This is a genomic window from Comamonas piscis (assembly GCF_014109725.1).
GTDB classification, from domain to species: Bacteria; Pseudomonadota; Gammaproteobacteria; order Burkholderiales; family Burkholderiaceae_C; genus Comamonas; species Comamonas piscis.
The window spans coordinates 1,369,694-1,388,922 of record NZ_CP058554.1 but is presented as its reverse complement, the minus strand read 5'-3'; the positions used below and the strand labels follow the sequence as shown (position 1 = coordinate 1,388,922).

The 19,229-nt window shown below is 58.1% G+C and carries 14 protein-coding genes; 2 read left to right on the top strand and 12 right to left on the bottom strand.

Annotated elements, in window-relative coordinates:
- Positions 1-110: 110 nt before the first annotated feature.
- From HS961_RS06190 to HS961_RS06150, 9 genes are all read right to left on the bottom strand, one after another.
- On the bottom strand, positions 111-2,984 hold the full coding sequence (locus HS961_RS06190; RefSeq protein ID WP_182326877.1) for an Hsp70 family protein: 2,874 nt from the start codon (positions 2,982-2,984) through the stop codon (positions 111-113).
- Positions 2,985-3,124: 140 nt separating this feature from the next.
- A complete protein-coding gene (locus tag HS961_RS06185; RefSeq protein ID WP_182326876.1) occupies positions 3,125-5,527 on the bottom strand; it encodes a glucose/quinate/shikimate family membrane-bound PQQ-dependent dehydrogenase in 2,403 nt (800 codons plus the stop codon).
- 236 nt (positions 5,528-5,763) lie between these two features.
- On the bottom strand, positions 5,764-6,255 hold the full coding sequence (locus tag HS961_RS06180) for a hypothetical protein (protein WP_182326875.1): 492 nt from the start codon (positions 6,253-6,255) through the stop codon (positions 5,764-5,766).
- Positions 6,256-6,345: 90 nt separating this feature from the next.
- A complete protein-coding gene (locus HS961_RS06175) occupies positions 6,346-6,930 on the bottom strand; it encodes a TetR/AcrR family transcriptional regulator (RefSeq protein ID WP_182326874.1) in 585 nt (194 codons plus the stop codon).
- A gap of 107 nt (positions 6,931-7,037) precedes the next feature.
- Entirely contained in the window at positions 7,038-7,922 is an 885-nt protein-coding gene (locus HS961_RS06170; protein ID WP_182326873.1) for a DUF2071 domain-containing protein, read from the bottom strand.
- 184 nt (positions 7,923-8,106) lie between these two features.
- On the bottom strand, positions 8,107-8,988 hold the full coding sequence (locus tag HS961_RS06165) for an alpha/beta hydrolase (protein WP_182326872.1): 882 nt from the start codon (positions 8,986-8,988) through the stop codon (positions 8,107-8,109).
- Between the two features lie 478 nt (positions 8,989-9,466).
- Positions 9,467-9,982: a GNAT family N-acetyltransferase gene (locus HS961_RS06160; protein ID WP_238347811.1), complete on the bottom strand. Its 516-nt coding sequence runs from the start codon at positions 9,980-9,982 to the stop codon at positions 9,467-9,469.
- 8 nt (positions 9,983-9,990) lie between these two features.
- Positions 9,991-11,028, bottom strand: coding sequence for an LLM class oxidoreductase (locus tag HS961_RS06155; RefSeq protein WP_182326871.1), 1,038 nt, complete (start codon positions 11,026-11,028; stop codon positions 9,991-9,993).
- A 19-nt stretch (positions 11,029-11,047) separates the two neighbouring features.
- Positions 11,048-11,671, bottom strand: coding sequence for a glutathione S-transferase family protein (locus HS961_RS06150; RefSeq protein WP_182326870.1), 624 nt, complete (start codon positions 11,669-11,671; stop codon positions 11,048-11,050).
- 119 nt (positions 11,672-11,790) lie between these two features.
- Between HS961_RS06150 and HS961_RS06145 the strand changes: the two genes are divergently transcribed.
- Entirely contained in the window at positions 11,791-12,672 is an 882-nt protein-coding gene (locus HS961_RS06145) for a LysR substrate-binding domain-containing protein (RefSeq protein ID WP_182326869.1), read from the top strand.
- Positions 12,673-12,891: 219 nt separating this feature from the next.
- On the opposite strand, the gene HS961_RS06140 is transcribed toward HS961_RS06145, so the two are convergent.
- The 3 genes from HS961_RS06140 to HS961_RS06130 all read right to left on the bottom strand — a co-directional run bounded on the left by HS961_RS06140 (position 12,892) and on the right by HS961_RS06130 (position 18,464).
- Positions 12,892-13,203, bottom strand: coding sequence for a hypothetical protein (locus tag HS961_RS06140; RefSeq protein WP_182326868.1), 312 nt, complete (start codon positions 13,201-13,203; stop codon positions 12,892-12,894).
- Between the two features lie 237 nt (positions 13,204-13,440).
- Positions 13,441-18,003, bottom strand: coding sequence for a hypothetical protein (locus tag HS961_RS06135; protein WP_182326867.1), 4,563 nt, complete (start codon positions 18,001-18,003; stop codon positions 13,441-13,443).
- A 182-nt stretch (positions 18,004-18,185) separates the two neighbouring features.
- A complete protein-coding gene (locus HS961_RS06130) occupies positions 18,186-18,464 on the bottom strand; it encodes a hypothetical protein (protein ID WP_182326866.1) in 279 nt (92 codons plus the stop codon).
- A gap of 369 nt (positions 18,465-18,833) precedes the next feature.
- Here HS961_RS06130 and HS961_RS06125 point away from each other — a divergent pair, with 369 nt between their 5' ends.
- The gene (locus tag HS961_RS06125) at positions 18,834-19,169 is read left to right on the top strand and encodes a four-helix bundle copper-binding protein (RefSeq protein ID WP_182326865.1); all 336 of its coding nucleotides are present in this window, start codon (positions 18,834-18,836) and stop codon (positions 19,167-19,169) included.
- The last annotated feature ends 60 nt before the right edge of the window (positions 19,170-19,229 follow it).

The window sequence follows — 19,229 nt, the reverse complement described above, 5'->3', positions numbered from 1 at the left end:
GCCAGGCCCTGCCCACACATCGCGATTGCAGCAGAGGCCAGCGCCCAAATACGGGGCAACGGGCCTGTTCCAGGCCAGGGGCGCGCCGCGCGCAGCGCTTGAACAGGCGCTTATAGCAACGCCAAACCCGGCGGCAGGCTGTCGCCCAGGCTGCGTTGCTGGTCTTCGGCATCCATGGCCACCACCTCACTGACCATCGCGATCCAGCGCTCGGGTGCGCCACTGCTGCGCATCTTGTCCAGCACCTCTTTGCGCAGCGCATCGGGCAGGTCGCGGGCGCGGTCGCCGGTCATGCGGGCCATTTGCAGCGCGGCAAACATGGCGGTCTCGTTGCGGCGCCAGTCCTGGGCCAGGGTGGCCTGCACAAACTCCTGCGCGGCGTTCGGTGGCATAACAAGGTGGGCATTGGCGGCCATCGGCTGGCGGGCGGCCAGGCGGCCAATGGCCCACCAGGTCTGCACGGTTTCGCCCTCGCGCTTCAGGCGCTGCAGCATCCACTGGCCCATCTCCTGGCGGTACTGCCAGGGGACGGCTTCCATCGCGGCAAACAGGCGCAGCATGTCGTCATAGCTGCCATGGCTGCTTTTGCCGCCAGCGCCATCAGCGCGCTTGCGGGCGGTTTGCTGCACCGCCTTTTGCATGTGGCCGGCCACATCTTCGAGCAGCTCCATCTGCTGCGCTTCGTTCAAGCCCGCAGCTACGCGGCGCCAAAACACCCACCATTCGGTCCAGTTGCCCGGCTCCTTGCCATGGCCCAGGCCTTGCGGGTACAGCGCCCAGACCTGCTCCACCCGCCAGGCATCCAACTGCGCGCCCAGGCCCGGGCGCAGGCACCAGCCGGCCAGGTTCAGCCAGGCGCGCTCATGCTCGGGTGTGCGGCGGCGGCGCTTGGCACGCGCCAGCAGCGCATCAAACATGGCCCGCAGCAGGGCCAGGTCCCAGCTGTTGCGCGGGCCCAGCAACCGCTCCAGCACCTGGCGCAGCTGGCGCACTTCCTTGGCGTCCACCGCCTGCGCCTGGTTGCCAAAAATACGGTCGATCTGCGCAATGGCCTGCTCCTGGCGCAAGCTGGCCCGTGCCTCGTCGGCGCTGTCCTCGATAGCCGCGCTGTCATCGGCTGCTTGCACGGCGCCGCGCAGGCTGAGCGGCAGCAGCCAGGATTGGCTGGGGTCATCGACCGCCAGGCAGCGCACTTCCAAGGTGCCGACTTCGGTCATGCTGGCTTGCAGCTGCACCTCGATCTGGGCCTTGTTCTGGCCCTCGGGTGCCGGCAGCACGGTGGCCAGTGGTGGCAGCTCTACCCAACCCTCCCCCTGCAGCGGGGCCAACTGCCCGGCCTGGGCCGGCTGGCTGGGCAAGCTGTTGGCCAGCAAATCAAAGCGCACCGCCTGGCCCAGCTTGAGCGCAAAGCGCCGGCCCGATAAAACCATGCGCACCCCTTCCTGCGTGCCGCGCGGCAGCAGGCACAGGCCCTGGGGTGCTGCGCCCTTGGCTCCGGGCAGCAGCAGCCAGTAGCTGCGGGCGGAGCCGCCGCCAATCTGCGGCAAGCGGCTGCGCAGGCTGGCCACAGGTGGCACCGCTGCATCGGCCGCTGCGGGTAGCACTGCGGAGGGTTGCGGCTCAGGCGCAAAACGGGTCAGGCCATAGGCGGCCGCGCCCCGGGCCACCGCCCAGTCGGGGTGCGGGTTGTGCAGCACGCGCACTGGCGCCCCGCGCCAGGCGCTGAGCTGCTGGGTCAGCCGCTCCACCACCGTATGCGCATGGAACACGCCGCCATTGAGCAAGACGGTATCGGGCAGCGCCTGCGCACCGCCACTACCGGCATGCTGCGCCAAAAACTGCGCCAGATGCCGGGTGATGGCCGCATCGGCCGGGTATGGCAGGCCAAAGCCGCGCAAGGCGCCCTGGCGTTTGCTGGGCAGCGCGCTGCGCTCGGCCAGCGGCAAAAATCCTTCAACCACCCATTGCTGCACCTGGGCGCGGCTCAGGCTGGCGGTCTTGCTTTGGGCCAGCAGCCGGCTGCCGCCGCCCAGCATGGTGACCGCCACTTGCTCGGGCGCATCGGCCGCCAGCAACTGCTCTTTGGCGATGCGGCAGCGCTGCACCAGCTGCGCAAAACGGGCGGCCGGCAGGCGCTGGCCCTCGGGTGCAAACTGGGGCTCCAGCTGGTGGGCCAGCGCCAGGTCCATGTTGTCGCCGCCCAGCATCAAATGCTCGCCCACGGCAGTGCGCGTCAGGCTGGGCAGGCCGCCATCGGCAGCAGGCTCGACCTGGATCAAGGTCAGGTCGGTGGTGCCGCCGCCCACATCCACCACCAGCACCAGCCGGCTATCGGCCAACCTGGCTGCCAGCTGCTCGCCCTGCAGCATCAGCCAGTCGTGGAAAGCGGCCTTGGGCTCTTCAAGCAAATGCACCTGGGGCAGACCCGCCAGTTGGGCGGCCTCCAGGGTCAGTGCGCGTGCGCCCTCGTCAAACGAGGCCGGCACCGTCAGCACAACGATCTGCGCGCTCAGCGGCGCCTGTGGATGCGCCTGCTCCCAGGCGGCCTTGACATGGGCCAGGTAGGAGGCCGATGCCGCCAGGGGCGATATCTTGGCGACCTCGTCGCCCGCGCCCCAGGGCAGGATGGCCGCGCTGCGGTCCACCCCGGGGTGCGACAGCCAGCTTTTGGCACTGGCCACCAGGCGGCTGGGCACGGCGGTGCCCAGGTCACGGGCCCAGCGGCCGATGACTGCAGGTGCTTCGTCGCTGGCGGCTTGCGGTGGCCAGGGCTGCTGCCAGGCATCGCCCAGCTCGCCCGCTGCGGCCTGGTAGCGCACCGAGGGCAGCAGGGTCTGCGCCTGTACCTCCCCCGCGCTGCTGCGTTGGGGAATGTTCAGCAGTGCAATCTCATCCCCCGCCGCCGTCAGTGCTGCATAGGCCACCACCGTGTGGCTGGTGCCCAGATCGATACCAATGACATAGGAGGGAGACGAGGAATTCATAAACGGCCAAGCGAGACGGCAAAAACCCGGCCAAGGATGGCCGGGTAGGTGAATCGTAACAATTCTGGCAAAGACCCAGGGGGCCTCTGCGAAAGCGGTGCCTCTGGTGCGGCACCGCCCGCTATCCCCTCGTCTTCAGCTCAATCCGGCAATGCATAGGCCATCAGCGAGTCGCCCATCTTGGTGCCGAAGGAGCCATGCCCGCCGGCCATGATGACCACATACTGCTTGCCGCCGATGTCATAAGTCATAGGGGTAGCCTGGCCGCCGGCAGGCAGGCGTGCCTGCCAGAGCAGCTCGCCATTGCTGGCGTTGAAGGCGCGCAGGTAGTCGTCTTGCGTTGCGCCAATAAACATGAGATTGCCGCCGGTGGAGATCAGGCCACCCAGGCCCGGCACACCCGTCTTGATAGGAGGAAGCTGCATCAGCTTCGGGAGGCTGTCGCGGATGGTGCCCACGCGCTTTCTCCACACGACTTCATGCGTCGCAAGGTCCACACCGGCGACGGTCATCCATGCGGGCTCCTTGCAAGGCAGGCCCAGCGGCGACAGGAAGGCATTGAGCTCCACGCCATAGGGCGCGCCGTACATAGGCTGCACGCCCTGCTCGGTACCGGCGCCTTTCTCGGTGCGTGGGCGGTTCGGGTCTGCCGGGATCAGGCGCGAGACAAACGGCAGGCCCAGCGGATTCATGAACGCCACCTGGCGGTCGCTGTCCACCGACATGCCACCCCATTCAAAGATCCCCAGGTTGCCGGGGAACACCAAGGTGCCATTCTCCGATGGCGGCGTGTAGATGCCCTCGTAGTTCAGGCGGTGGAAGATCACCCTGCACATCAGCTGGTCGAACATGGTGGCGCCCCACATGTTCTTGTCCGTCAGGTTCTCGTGTGGCCCCATGTTCAGGGGCGAGAAGGGTTGTGTTGGCGAATAGTGCTCGCCCTTGGTTTGCGGGCCGTGCTTGACGGTCTGCGGCACCGGCTTTTCGGTGACAGGCAGGATCGCTTCGCCATTGAGCCGGTTGAGCACAAACAGCTGTCCGGTCTTGGTCAACACATAAATGGCAGGCACCGTCGTGCCATCGGGCCGTTTGAGGTCGACCAGCGAAGGCTGCGAGGGCACATCCATGTCCCAGAGGTCATGGTGGGTGGTCTGGAAGTTCCAGACCAGCTTGCCGGTGCTGGCATCCAGGGCCAGCATCGAGTTGGCATAGCGCTCTTTCAATTCGGTCCGGTCGCCACCCCAGATATCGGGCGTGCCCACACCGGTCGGCACGTAGACGATATCGGTCTTGGCGTCATAGGCCAGTGGCGCCCAGGCATTGGGGGAGTTGTGCACAAATTCGCCCTTGTCGCCGGGCATCTGGTTCGGGTCTTCAGCGCCGGTATCAAACACCCAGCGCAGCGCGCCGGTGTTGACGTCATAGCCGCGAATCACGCCCGAGGGCTCCGAGTTGGACAGGTTGTCGGTGATCGAGCCGCCAATCACGATGGTCGAGCCCGTCACCACTGGGGGCGATGTCGGGTTGTAGCCGCCACGGTAAGGAAACGGCATATTGGCCTGCAGATCCACCTGGCCCTGGTTGCCGAAGTCGCTGCAAGGCTTGCCGGTGTCCGGGTTCACGGCAAACAGGCGCCCATCGTTCACCGGCAGGATCACCTTGCGCGGGCACTCTGCCGAGGCCTGGGTCAGGTTCTTTTGCACGCTGGTGTTGTTGGCCTCGACGTTGGCGCTGTCGTAGTAAGACACACCTCGGCAGGTCAGATGCTGGAAGGTCCGGTCGGCTTTTAGCTGCGGATCAAAACGCCAGAGGCGCTTGCCGGTTGCCGGATCGAGCGCATCGAGGAACTGGTGAGTCGTGCAGATGAACATGCGGTTGCCCACCTTGATAGGGGTCAGCTCCGCCGTGGTTTCGCCCGAGTCGTCATTACCCTTGAAGTCGCCGGTCTGGTACTTCCAGGCCAGCTGGAGCTTGTTCACATTGCCATCGTTGATCTGCGCCAGCGGCGAGTAGCGCACACCCGCCTGGGTGCGGCCATAGGCCGGCCAGTCGGCATCTGCCACACCAGCCACTGGCGCTTTCTGCGCTGACGGCGCGCGCGCCAGGCTGCCATTCACCTCTTGCGGATCGTTGAACCAGCTCAGGCCCAGCACCGCAAGCACCGCCACCAGGCCCAACGACAGCAGCGATTTCGCGCCCGCGCTGGGCAGCAGCCGCCGGCTCGCCCAAGGCAGCACCAGCCACAGCCCCAGCACAAACCAGATATCCAATCGCGGCGTCAGCGCCCAGAAATCCGTCCCCGACTCCCAGATGCCCCATGCGATCGTCGCGAACAGCAGCACCGCGTAGAGCCACAGGCTTGCCAGACGGTCACGCGCATACAACCACGTGATGATGGCCATCACCAGACCTGCCACCAGGTAATAGCCCGAGCCCCCCAGCGCTATCAACCATCCCCCACCCACCACTAAAAACAAGGTCACCAGGACCAGGATCGCTACCGTGATGGTTCTAGCGATGGGTTTGCCATGCGATTGCGTCATTGCTTCCACTTTCAGGCCTTAGGGCCCAAGGTTGTACGGAAGACTTCTACCCACTGGAGCAGTCGCTAAGCCTACGAGTCTCTGGGCCGCTGAATTGGATGAGTCGGCAACTATTGCAGCACCAGGCGGGGGCGTTGTCTGTCAGCCAAAGGCGGTGTTTGCCGGTCTGGCGGCTGGAAGCATGGCGGTCCCAACGGTAGACCTGGTCATCGCAAAACTAAAAATGCTCGCTCTATTCAGCGCTTGCGCTGCGACCGCATCCACCACATTTGCAATGCGGAACCCACAACAAAAATCGCCAACCAAACAAGCACCGTGCCGCGCACCAAAGGCGATTCAGGCCCCGTCGCCAACGGATGGCCCACCGGCAGACGCGTCAAGGTCTCACCAATGGCAGGGACCAGCAGCAAAAAGAAGCTGAACGAAAAGCCAAACTGCGACAGATAAGGAACCAGGCGTGGGAAAAGCGGCAGCTGCCGGATGAGCAATGACCCGCCGATCACCAACAGCGCCAGAATGCCCAAGGCATGGCCGGCGTTGAAACCCCCGGTGCTGGACAGGCCGAACGAGGTGAGCACGGCGACCAGCATGCTGACGAGGTACAGCTGCCCCGATCTCGTGCCCGGCTCAATGGCGCGGTAGCGGATAAAGCTGTACAAGCCGGCAGCGAGCGGCACCAGGCTGAAGACGGTATGGAAGGCGCCAAGTGTGGAGATGGGATGTGGCATGGGGTGGTCTTTCTAAAAACAACCGACTAGTTGGTTGACTACCAGGGCAAAAAATAGGGGGCCCGACGACCTGGGTAGTCGGGCCATTCTTCAAGCTGCCAGCCGATGTATCGCCGCGCGCACGATCGTCTGGAAAGCATCGGGATCGCCCAAGGCGCGGGCCGTCAGCATGGCGCCGTGCACGGTGGACATCAAGGCAAGCGCTTCTACCGGCGCATTCGCGTCTGGCTTGAACTGCGCCTTGGCCTGGCCTTGCGAGATGACGGCTGCCAGCCACTGCGTCAGGTCCTGGAAATAGCCACGCACTTCCGCCGCTATCTCAGCCGGGATCATTGGCGCTTCAGCGGCCAGCATCGCGCAGATGCACATCGTCGATGAACCGTCGCCGATGCAGCGCGCCCAGTAATCCACATAAGCGTTCAACTGGGCTTGTGGGTCGTCGCCCAGATGTTGCTGCATCGCTGCCAAACCCTCTACAGACTGCTGACGATGCCGTTGCACCACCGTCAACACCAAGTCCGCCTTGCTCGGGAAATGGTGGTGGATGCTGGCTTTGCCTATCCCCACCTTTTCAGAGAGATCTGCATAGCTAAAGCCGTTGTAGCCGCCAGCGGCCAGCAATTGCCGGGCATGTTCTGCCAATTCAGTGGCGCGGGGGGAGAGTTCAACAGTCATCGGGTGGGCAGGTAGCGCTTTCAAAGATAAGCCATTCTACTAGTTGGTTGGTTGGCGTCAAGCACCCCGTTTTGAGGGGAAAAACACACTGTCGCAGTGGGCCGGCCTCAGGCAGAAGCGCGCAAAAGCCGTTCGGACAAGGCAGAGAAGCGCACGCTGGGCAGCAGAAAACACAGAGCTTCCGGGTCCGCATCCAGCCTCTGCAACAAAGGGCATTCCAGCGTTTGCGTATCCAGCAGCAAGGGCTCCACCGAAGCGACATCCATCGGCAAGGCAATCGTCGCCAAGGCCGACCTACCAGGGGCGCCCTCCGCTGTCGGCACCTCCACCACCGCAGCGTCCTGGGAGGCTAGGCGAACGACCGCATCCGACCAGCCATTGAACATCCCGGACCAGGGGGGTGATAAAACGGCGTCCTCCGCCTTCGCCGCCCTGACCGCCCTGGCCGCCAATCTAGGCGCGCTTCCATCGCCGGGCGCGATGTCGATGACGGCCTCATCGGGAGTCACGCGGAAATCGAAGCTTGCCGGCCAATGGGATGGCAAGGCATCGCTGAACAAGCGCGTTCCGGCCACGTGGGCCAGGCTGTCCATCACGTTGTAGACAAAGGCGACGGTGGGAATAGGCGGCGCATCAGACAGCGGCTCTGCCAAGTACAGGCGCCAGTTGCTCTGCAAGGGCGAAGGCATAAAGCGCCTCAGGGACCCCATCCATCGCGGACCAAAATGCCCATGCCGATAGGTCAGCACCGTCAGAGGCGTGCGGCCCTGGTAAGACCAGAGGCGCGCGCCCGGTGGGGCAAACGCTGCAGCCAGGGTTTCGTCCACCAGCCATGTCATGTAGACGACATCCACCACATCGCTGTCCAAGGTCATAAAGGGCAGACGAGACATAAGGGCTCGGCGATAAGTAGCAAAGCGACGCGAGTTGAGTAACTTGGTCAGGCCCTTGCCAAAGCTGCCCTTGTTGGGGTGGGTGTAGAGGTGATGCATGGAAGCGGTTGACAGCAGCGCTGGCTGGCACCGTTACGCGGTGATGGCGGATAAGCCGGTTCTGGCCGAAAGCGCCATATTAGCGCGGCCAGCCAGTCGTCATAAGCCTTCCGCCACGATGGATTAACCGAGGCACTGGCTGCAAAGCAAGCCTGTTACGCCACAGATTCGGCCACGGCTCTGATCACCTTCTCACAGGCTTCGGATCCCCGCGTACAAAGTCCACCACCGTCGGCAGCACCGGGGCTAGCCAATCCAGCGGCCGGGCCAGTGCGGCAACCGTGGTCACGTGGCTGAGGTGGTCAAAGATCCGCATCTCCACGTCAGTACCGGCAGCCCGCGAGCGATTTGCCAGGCCAACGGTGTTGCGCTGCGTATCAACCACCTTGTCATTGCGTGCGGCCAGCAGCAAGGTACGGGGGGCCTTGGTGTCGGCGTAGAAGAGGGGCTGGGAATCAGCAGGGGTGTGCGGCCAGTTAAAAGCAACCTGAACCTGGGGGTCCACAATCGGCAAAAAGTCATAGGGGCCGGCCAACCCAATCCAGCCCGCAAGCCGATCCGGTGCTAGGCCTAAAGGCGCCAGCCAGCGCGGGTCCAGCGCCAGCATCGCAGCGTTGTAAGCCCCGGCCGAATGGCCCATCACCATCACCCGCGCAGGGTCGCCACCCAGGCTGGCTGCATTTGCCAAGGTCCACTGCAGCGCCAAGGCGCAATCGCCCAGAAAGCCGTCATAGCGCACCTGGGGGCTCAGCCGGTAGTCGGCCACCACCGCGATGATGCCGTTGGCTGCCAGCGCTTCGCCGACGAATCGGTACTCGGCCCGCTCGCCGCTGGTCCAGTTGCCGCCATAAAAAAAGAGCACCACCGGTGCAGGACCGGGCACCGTGCTGGCCTGCGGCTGGTACACATCCAGCAGATGACGCGGATCGGGCCCGTAGGGTACGCCCGTGGGGCCGTGGTAGGTGTCATGGGCCACGAGGTGGTCCAGTACCTGGGCACCAGAACAGCCGGACAGCAGTGCTGCAATGGCGGAACCGATGCCCATGAGGCTTAGGCGGCGGCTCATGGGGGTGGATAGTTTGGAAGAAATGGGCATGTGCTCTATACGCTACTCGACGCTTTTTGGATTCATCTGCGTAGTCCAACTTGGCGCCACTGCAAAAACTCATGGACGCAATAGCCGGGGAGTGGCACATCCAGTTCAGCAAATGCCGGATAGCGCGCCGAGGGATTGCTGAAATCAGTTCTACCAAGCTTGTTGCATACCGGCCGACTGCAAGATGCCCTTCTGTGAGCGGACTCCTTGCCAGCGACCAAAGCATCAGGCTGATCTGCGCCATTTACTGAGCGGAGCCGCCGCAACAACAATCGTCTAGATGACCCATTAAACGGGATCTACTCTCAACTGCCACTTCATTAGAAGCTTGACTTGCTGTCAGCGAGGACGGATGTCTTCCACGCACTTCCAGCAGCGAGGTATCCTGCAAAGAAGCCTGCCGCCGTCACTTGAGACAGCAGCAGGCCAAGCTAGGGTCGCAACGCAGCTAGCCTCTCAAGCGTTGCAAGTCCAGGTCATAGCTGACCCAGTGGGTGGCTTGTGCCAGTTTGTCGTAGAGCTGGCGCGCTTGGGCATCGCTGTCCGCAGTGATCCAGCGCAATACGGCCCATTTGCGTTCTTGTCCCAAGGCTGCGACGCCGCTGATCAGGCGGCGGCCAATGCCTAACCCACGTGCATCCGGGCGGACAAACAAATCGTCGAGAAAGCCGAAATCAGCAGCGATCAGTGGGTCCGGGCAGGCACGAAAGTGCGCCAGACCTAGCAACTGCCGGTTCTCCCCTTCTGCGACCAGCCCCTCCACAGCGTGATTCGGGTTCATCAGCCATGACCAACATCGGTCCAGGATCGCATCCGTCATGGTCGATTGGTAGAAGTCGGCGTACTGGCGATAAAGCGCTTCCCAAGGCTTTCGATCCCGTGCTTGCAGAGCACGGATGTTTATGGGCATCGGCGTTTGGGCGGCTCTTTTCATAGGTTCAGCGGCATGGTGGTCATCGGTCATTGCAGTGCTCACCAGTTGACCGCAGCAGGGTTTTGCCCTTCGTGCGATGGGAAATGCGGCAGTACCTCCCTGGCCAGCTCATCGATGACTTCCGCAGGCGAGCGTTGTGAAAACTGAATGCCCAGCGCCGCATGGTTCACCCCTGCCGCCTGCCATTCCTCCAGCAAGGCCATCAGCCCATGGCGGCCGGTACGCAGAACATAGCCGCCGTGCAAGGGCGTGCGCGGATAGCCAGGATCATCCACCAGATCAATCCACTCGTTGGTCATATGGGGCCGAAAGCCCCTTCCTGGGATCAACTCACGCCAAGCCCGAATTTTTTCGGCCAAATGCTGAGGTCCCCGAGGGGTATGGGTTGCATTGGGGTAGGTCAGCCAGCCATCTGCATTCCGGGCAATCCAATCCAGCGACTGCCCCGAGGATCCCGTCACCACCAGTGGGATGCGGCCGCAAACAGGCTGGGGCAAAAGCTCTGCCCCCTCAAAGCGACCCAGTGGAGAGTGGATGTTCAGCCGCCCCGAGCGCATGAGTTGGCGCATGTACGAGATTGCCTCGGAAAAGCGCTCCGCGCGGGATGCGTGATCGAGCCCATACGCAGGAAACTCTATCGGCCGATCGCCGGATGCCACGCCCATGACCAGGCGGCCTCCTGAGAGTTGGTCAATGGTGGCCGCTGCCTTGGCCAAGTCGATGGGGTGGCGCAAGGAAACAATGGCACTCCCCGTCGCCAAGGCCAACTTCTTGGTTCGTGCTGCCAGAAAGGACAGGTAGCTAAAAGGATCGAACACCTGGCCTGCATCGCCAAACGAGGGATCGAACAAGGGGACATCGCGCACCCACACGGCCGCGAAATCGCGCCTGTCGATCTCTGCGACGAGCTCAGCCTGGCCCTGTAGTACGGCCATATCCCCCTGGAAACTGCGCAGCGGCAAAAAAATGCCCAGAGTCAGCCGGTCCGGCGCGAACATGCGCCGGTAACCAGGGTGCGCGAAAAACGATGCGTAGGAGGCTCCCGCCCCCTGTTGAGAAAGTTTGGGTTCGTTCATTGTCAAGCTCATTGGTGGGTCATGCACCGGTCGCGGGTGCTGGCAATGTGACGCCTTTGCGTACGGCGGGTCGCGCTGCAACGCGCTCAAACCATTCGCTGAGGTAGCGGTGATGGCTGAAATCAAACTGGATGATCCTTGCGATATGCAGCCAACCGAAGTGCGCAATATCGGCAATGGAATAGTCGTCACCCGCCAGATATGGGCGATCAACCAAGGTCTGGTCCAGCACCTTGAAGGCCTCTTCGGTCAGGCCCTGGTAGCGCTCCTGTGCCAACGGTATGGGGGTATCTGCAAACAGCGTGAAATGCACGCGCTGGCCCAGTAACGGACCCAGGCTGGAGGCATGAAATTGCAGCCATTTGATCGCCTCCCAGCGGGTTGGCCCCTTCGGGGCCAACAGCGCGCCGGTCTTGTCAGCCAGGTACAAGAGAATGGCGGCAGACTCGAAAAGCTGAACGCCTGTTTCCGTGTCCATGAGCACAGGAATTCGTCCATAAGGATTGAGAGCAAGAAACTCCGGCTTGCGGTGATCGCCTTCATCAATGCGGACATGGTGCAGTTGGTAGGGCAAAGAAAGCTCTTCCAGAGCGATGGTGGCCTTGAAGCCATTCGGAGAACTATCGGTATAAAGATGCAGCATTTTTAATGTAGATATACTAAAATTTAAAGATCTACGAGGAATGCAAATTCTCTTTTTTAATTAAATATTTATAAAGCGATACTTGCTGCTTTATAAATTTAGAAAATCTAAATTCAAAAATGTTTTACCCCTTGCAGGCACTGCGCACCTTTGTGGAGGTGGGTCAGCGCAAAAGCGTCAAAGCTGCGGCGCAGGCCTTGCACGTCACCCCGGGCGCCGTCAGCCAGCAAATCCGGGTGTTGGAAGATCGGCTAGGCGTGGTGCTGCTGGAGCGTGAGCGCCGTGGCATGCGCTTGACGGAAGCCGGCGCCAGCGTGTACCCCAAGCTGCGTGACGCGTTCATTCAGATCGAACAGGCGATGCATAGCCTGGAAAGAGCCAAGCGCCAACGCAGCCTCACGATCAGCACCGTTGCCACATTTGCCGCGTCCTGGCTGGTGCCTCGGCTGGGCCGTTTCAAGCTGCTGCATCCCGAGATCGAAGTTCGCGTTGAAGCGACCTCGGAACTGGTGGACCTGCAACGTGATCGCGTGGATGTGGCTTTGCGCCACGGCTTGGGAGACTATCCAGGGCTGGATTCCGTTCTGCTGATGGCACCGGTTCTGACGCCGGTCGCGTCGCCGGAATTTATGAAGGCGCACCAGGTGATGATCCACGAGGCAAGCGGATGCCTGGCCTACCCGCTGCTCCACGATGGCGACCGGGCAGATTGGCCACTTTGGCTGAAGGCGCACGGAGTTGCCCATGACGAGCGATCAGAGCGTGGCAATGCTTTTGAGGACGATTTCTTGCTCATCCGTGCGGCGGAGGCTGGTCAAGGCCTTGCCCTGGTGCCGCGAGCCTATGCGATGGAAGAGGTGGCCGCAGGACGGCTCATTCAAGTGCTTGACAAGCCATGGCCAGCAAGATTTGCGTACTACGCGGTGACAAGGCCTGGAACGACTGACCGCCCCGAAGTGCGTGCCTTCTTGGACTGGATTCGTGCAGAGGCGGCGCTATGAGCGCTGGCCATCCATGCCAGCCTGAATCGATGACAGCGGCCTTGTTTCTGCATCGAAAGAGGGAGCAGGAATTGCTGCCTGGGGGTTTGGGTAGGCAACGGGTTGAAGTCGGGCGCGGACGGGACTGCTCAAGGATCGAGTCACTGGAGGCTGGTTGCTCTCGTTCAACGCATGGATGGGTATGACTTGTGTCGACCCGTTGCGGTCATTCACCTCATATTAGAATCGCCGGCCATGCAGCGTAAGGCTTTGCACCTGGATTTGATTTTCTACGGTTAGGTGAAACCCGTCTGCAACAGACGAAAGGTTCACGTGCTTCACAACAACCACAAGGTTATCGCCAGCCCTAGCACCTGCAACTCGAAACCCGCTTGGTTCAAGACTAATAACCTTGACTTTGATTTTCCCGTGCGGAGACCGCAGGAAAAGATCATCACCTACACGGACTTCGCCGCTGCCCACTTTGCCGGTGAAAATAATAGATCGCCCTTCAATCAGGAAGGCATCGACCACAACGAATTCAAAGATCATATGATCTAAATTGACGATTTTGGCATGGGTCTACGGCACGTAATTGCTAGCATTTTGACGCTCTTTAGAAATGGTCCGCTTTTGGCCGACCCGCATCTGTCGCAGGTAGGGCGCTTTTTGTGGCTCTTACTTGGGTGCGACTGTCACCGAACGACCCAAAGCATCCTTGGGCTGAGCGCTGACGAATTTTATGTAACGACCAGTTCTTTAGAGGAAAATTTTTTAATCTCTTAAAGATTATTTAGAAAATTTAATAAATATTGATTCGGGCGTTTCCTGCCCGAGAAGTCTCTTTTTACGTTCCTTGTTCCGGTCCTTTATAGCCGACGCTCTTACCCGTTGAAACACGGGGGCGTAGAGTGCCCAACAACTGCTCTCTGGTGTTTTGTTACTCACTCGCGCATCCATCGATGTTTTTGCAATCATCAAGCATCGCCAAAATTCCTGGGCTGTGGGAGCGTTCCACATGTGATCCACCCAATGCTGCGTCCATATGGCATTCTCATGTTCTATCAACGCATGCTTGGCAGCTTGACCTGTTAGGCCCTTATCACCCTCGTGTTCGCGTATTGTTTTAACGAATATATCCGACTGGATTGAGTAGCCAGCAATCGTAATTGCATATATCTGATCCAAGCCATCTTCGCTCAACGCTAGCTGAAGAACGATAGACTTGATGAAGTCAGCCGCACCAAAGCGTTCGGCTGCCAGAATCTCCCGAGCAAGGATCTCATCATTTTCAGAACCCATGATCCTTTGACGCCACATAGCCTCAATTGGCTCAGATACTTCGCTTCCCCAAATCGCTTGATGCTCAAGCGTTAAGCTATCTTCCAAAGACTGCGTGACGAAACCCTTTGATGTTGAAGCCCGCTTTAGCAACTCAACGGCATGATCAGGAGACTGCGCAGAAATCAGGTTTGCCACAGAAAAAGCTAAGTTCTTTAACCAAATGAATTGAGCGTTTTCTGCTTGCTCCAATATCTCGACCAATTCATTCAGTAGCAATGGCACTTCAGAAACAAGACGGCGGAGATTGTCGATAGTGAACTCTTGAACTAGAAGGCGCGCCTCCGAATGTTTAATTTCCGCGAAGAATGAATTTGCCATCGCATGCAGTTTTTTCTGTTTCTCATCGAAATCATCATCAGAACCAAAAATCTCCTTCAGGCTCCGTTGTTTAGGGAAGCGCTCGCTATCTCGATCTGTTTCTTGAATGGATAGGAAGGAAAAAGGGGCTGGCCCGGTCCTTGAGAGTTCAAAATCTACGGGCGGAAGCTGCATCTCTTGCACAGCTGTAACTCCTCTTCGAAGTCGCTGTATAAAGAAATGAACCAAAGGCTCGGTAAACGATATGCCGAGCCGTTCGGTCGAGGCAAACCATGTTTTTTGGCTAATACGCTTCAGAATGTTGTCGACTAAGATTTCATCTTGTGCGCATGCTTCAACCAGCAACATTGATCCAAACCATTCCTCGTAAGTGTTTCCATCTGCTATGGCTGCACTCCAATTGCTGCTCGTGTGTGCTTGTCGAACACTATCCAAACCTCTTAGCGTCGCCAGCTGATATGCAATGGCGCGAAGCTTGGAAGACGTCCCTTGAGAACACTTTAGTATTAGGTCTTCGAGTTCGCTATTTATTTGTGTTTGCCCGTAAAGTGCAGCTACAAGAGCGCCATTTGCTGCGTCTTCATCGTTTCTGTTAATTGCTCCCCGAACTGCCGCTATTATGTCTTCTGTTGCCTGCGACTTAAGGCTAGGGATTACAGAAAGCAGGTAGTCTGGCCCGAGATCCTTACCTGTCATGCACCGAAGCTGTTCGCCTGCCGAAATCTGTCCTGCGCTGTAGTAGAATGCGAACATTCGGCAAATCGATCGATCATTTTCGGGTAGTGTCTCAAAGGCATTGCTGTTCATCACTCTCTTAATCAAATTCTTCGCCAGTTGAGGATCGACTAATGGAAGATGAGGATCACAATTCAGAATTACCTGTCGCAAAGGAAATCCTTCTCTTGTAAGCAAACCTCCTATTATGCTTTTGGTTTTCACAAATGCGGCTACAGGTTCAAATCGGCAGGCAACCGGCAGAAAATCCCGGAAGCCGTGGTCTTCGCGTCCAAAGCCCATCGACTGCAAAATATTGTCGGGATCGAGAACATTAAATTCTTGCAAGCCTTTATCTAAATCCACTGGTCGAATGGCGTCAGGGTTTGCAACTTTGGCCTGGCGCCATTCGACTGGTGATGGCGACCAAAAGTGATTACAGCCCTTTCGTAGCTCCTCGGCAAGTGCGCTGGCTTCGACAGCATCACATTCCTCTCCACTCGCATAGAGCATTCGAACAACGGTCCACTGGCCTCCTCGAGAGGAGGCCTTCGTGCGAAGCGGTTCAATCGCTTTTCGAAAGGCGCTTCTAGTTGCGGTGCGATCTACTCGATTAAATGTCGTAAGCTGCTGAAATGCCTTCCTTGAAGAGTGAAGATTCTTGCTCAATGTGAACGCTACGCCCATCGAAACAAATGTATCGGCGAAGCCCACTAATGAACGACCTGCCAGCAAACGAAGAGCTAACGTAAACAATTCATCAGGTTCGCTCGATACTTCGGTCATCTGCTTCAATAATTGTTCTTCAAACGCAGAGAGGCTTTCCAACTCCTCTTCGATCTCCGCCTTCTTTTTCTCGATCTGTCCTACATAATCAGCATCACTTTGCTTGTGATAACGGCGGATCTGAGCAACGGGGTCTTTGTTGTAACAGTGAAGCCAATGACGGATGGCCGCTTTCGCTGCGTACCATCCAGCATCGGTCGACGCGACCACGAACGCAGCGTGGATAAACCAGTCATGATTAATCCGCAGCCTTGTTTCGAGACAAAAAACCTTGAGAATATCGAAAAGCGCTTCTGGCTGATGCTTGACGATCTCTACAAATTCCTCGAAGCGTTGATCATTTACATTTTGGAGATTTGCGAAAGCATCCAAAAGCGCTAAAAAAATACCTGCATCGAAGCGGGAATCGTCAAGAGCGCAGATCAGTAAAGATGCAAAGATAACGTCGGCAGTTCGATCCATCGCATTTATAGGTTCGACGAGCTGAGTAACTCGGACTGTCAAATCTCTTTTTGCTGAATGTGTTTGCCATAGCTGGTCGACTAGAGTGAATCCCAGAGCGAGAGTCAAGCCCTCATCACGCAGTTCATATAGGTCCCCCGGCCCCGCGAGTGGTCGAAAAAAACGGGTCTCGATCACGGCAGCAGAATTAGCCTGAAAATATTTGGACGGTTCGTCTGAAGATGCTTTCACCCGCTCCAAAACCTTTGTTGCGTGCTCACTGAGGCGCTTGGTCAACCTTACAAAGGTTTCGCCTTCGTAGTTCTCAAGCTGCGACGTACGAAGATGCTCCATCAATAATCTGTCTGTGGTCAACCCTTTCCATGTGGTTGCTTCATGATGCGGAAGAGTTGCTATAGCGACGGCAAGCAGTCGCGGATTCCTGAGTGTTTGCAGGGTTTTTTTGTCAAGCCAGTCAAGAGAAATCCCATAGTGTGTCAAAAGTTCGTCGCGCTCTTGGGGCAACCATTCCGGAACCGCGATAATCTTCGGATTGAATGCTAATCCACGGGCAATTTCTTTTTGCCAGAAGTGCGGCCTGACCGTCACGACCATCCGCCCCCCAATGTCCGCCAATCGGGACTGGATGCCATTGAGCAGTCGGTCCCAACGGAAGTTTTGCCGTTGATTTAAACCATCCACGACAATAAGCAAATTAGCAAGCGGAGGGTTAACTCTCCATGCCTCAAAGCGGTGCCTCCACCTAAGCTTAATTGTGTCGTTGGCTACTTCACCAGTTTGCTTAATCAGAAGATCGATCAAGAAATCATCAAGGTCATTTACAGACACACCATCAAGTTGCTCCGCGCTGACGAATAGCCCCAAGCCTGTTGCATCGGAGCATAATTGAGCTGAAAGCCATGATTTACCGTGCCCCTCATCTCCTAGCAGGATGACTTCTTTGCATGCGTTAAGTTCATCCAAGATTTGTCCACGCAGCTCATCGCGCATTGACGGGAAGGTCTTGTTCTGTAGAACTGCAAGCCCTTGTCCGAGACGCTCCCTAGCGTGGCGAGTGGAGCCAAATGTTTTCTTTCTCCACTCGATGTTCAAATCCACGGCTCGCTTTAGAGCCATTTTTGAGACATTGAAGTTCGACTTGAGGCGTTGGAGTAGGTTTTCGAATTCTGGATGGCTTGAGATAGACAGGAATGCCAGTTTTAGGTCGCTAGCGCTAAGCTTGTTCTGGTTAGTTTTTGCATCGAAATTATTGGCTATGAAGTCGATGGCCTCATCACCAGCGGAAACCACAGCGATGGCAAGAAGCGGTAGCGGGGCGGAGGTCCAATCCAGAATGAGCGTAGAGATGGCGTTTTTATCACCATCCTCTTCAACAGCTTTTGCGAGCTGCGTATTGATTTCAGTCGTTGCACCGAGAATCCATAGACGATCAGCAGCTTCCTTCTTCCGAGCTAAATCTGCAAGTTTGGTCAAAACTTCATTTCTATGAATTTCGCCTGAGTATCGTTTTGCCTCAAAGCATACATGATCGCTCGAGATTGCAGCGTCTCCATCCATTCCTCCCTGCAATCCACTAGCGGAAAGACGAAACGGAATCTCCGTTAGACCCGTCAAAACGATACGGAGAAGTCCTTCAAAGCCGTCAGCTCCCGTGGCTTTGAGGGACAAAAGACCTGATTTGATTACTTCCAGATTCTGTTCGTAGTCACTCGTAATGGCGCTGCGCATGTATTCCTCAAAAAATATCTGTGATTGCGTAATGAATATTGAGCCGCAGGCTAGGCTTCGAAGGATATCAAGGTCTTGTGCACTAGTGAGCGGATGCTTCGGACCAGTCTTCAGTGGTCATTAGTTTCGAACACGCAAAATTCCGCCCTTGGCCGGTAGCCGCTACGCGGCCGAGGTAGATTTCAGTGAACCTCACCACCGTCAATCATATGTGGGAAGTTCTGATTCACGAAGGACAAGACGAGATCGTAAGGCCGTGCGGGTAACCCTTGAGCTTCAGCCGCAGCGATGTAGCCGCACCAGAAATTCTTGACTTTAAATCGAAACGTCGGCTGAAACCACATTTGCTCTTCAACCATCTCACGCCACGTTCCCGTTGAGTTCCATGCGCGATGCAGCACTGGCTCTAGGTCAGCCAGTGTCCTCGCTTGATCCGGAGCTAGCTCACCGATGATGTCCATCAGATAGAAATCTAACAGGCGTTGCAGTGGTCTGCCCCATTACAAATCCATTTAAACCTCGAAGACCGCTTCTGGCCAATAGCCGCCATCGAACTTTCAAATTCGTGTCCTTGTGAATCCGGGACATTTGCACAATCAGTGAGAACGGTTTATCCAGCCAGTCTCACACTATGGCAAAGATGCTATTGACCTGACCAGATGGCATATCTTGCGCCGTCGGCAGCTTGCGATCCATTGCTCTAAATGCAGTATCCAAAGTCGGCCTAACGCAGACGCATGCTGAACTGGATGTAGGGAAATGAACGCGTCACTCCTACAGCTTCAGCTACACACAAGCCGTACAACAAGGTTTTGCAACAGGAGACTGTGATGACCACCACCGCCAACCCTTATCAGGCCTGTATTGACGCATGCAACGCCTGCGTGATTGCGTGCAACGAATGCTTTGCAGGCTGCCTCAAAGAGGACGATCCCAAGATGATGGCGCGCTGCATGGCGCTGGATGTCAATTGCGCAGCCATCTGCTCGCTCGCCGTGGGTGCCATGGCGCGCAACAGCGAAATGGCGAAACACTTCTGCAGGCTATGCAGCGAAGTCTGCCTCGCTTGCGCGAACGAATGCGCCCATCACCAGCATGACCATTGCGTGCGATGTGCAGAAGCCTGCAGGGCTTGTTCCAAGGCCTGCTTGGCAATGGTCAATTGACGAGGCTGCGCCAAATGCCATACAGGTCCGCACCGGCCAGCTGATTAAGCAGCATCCCCA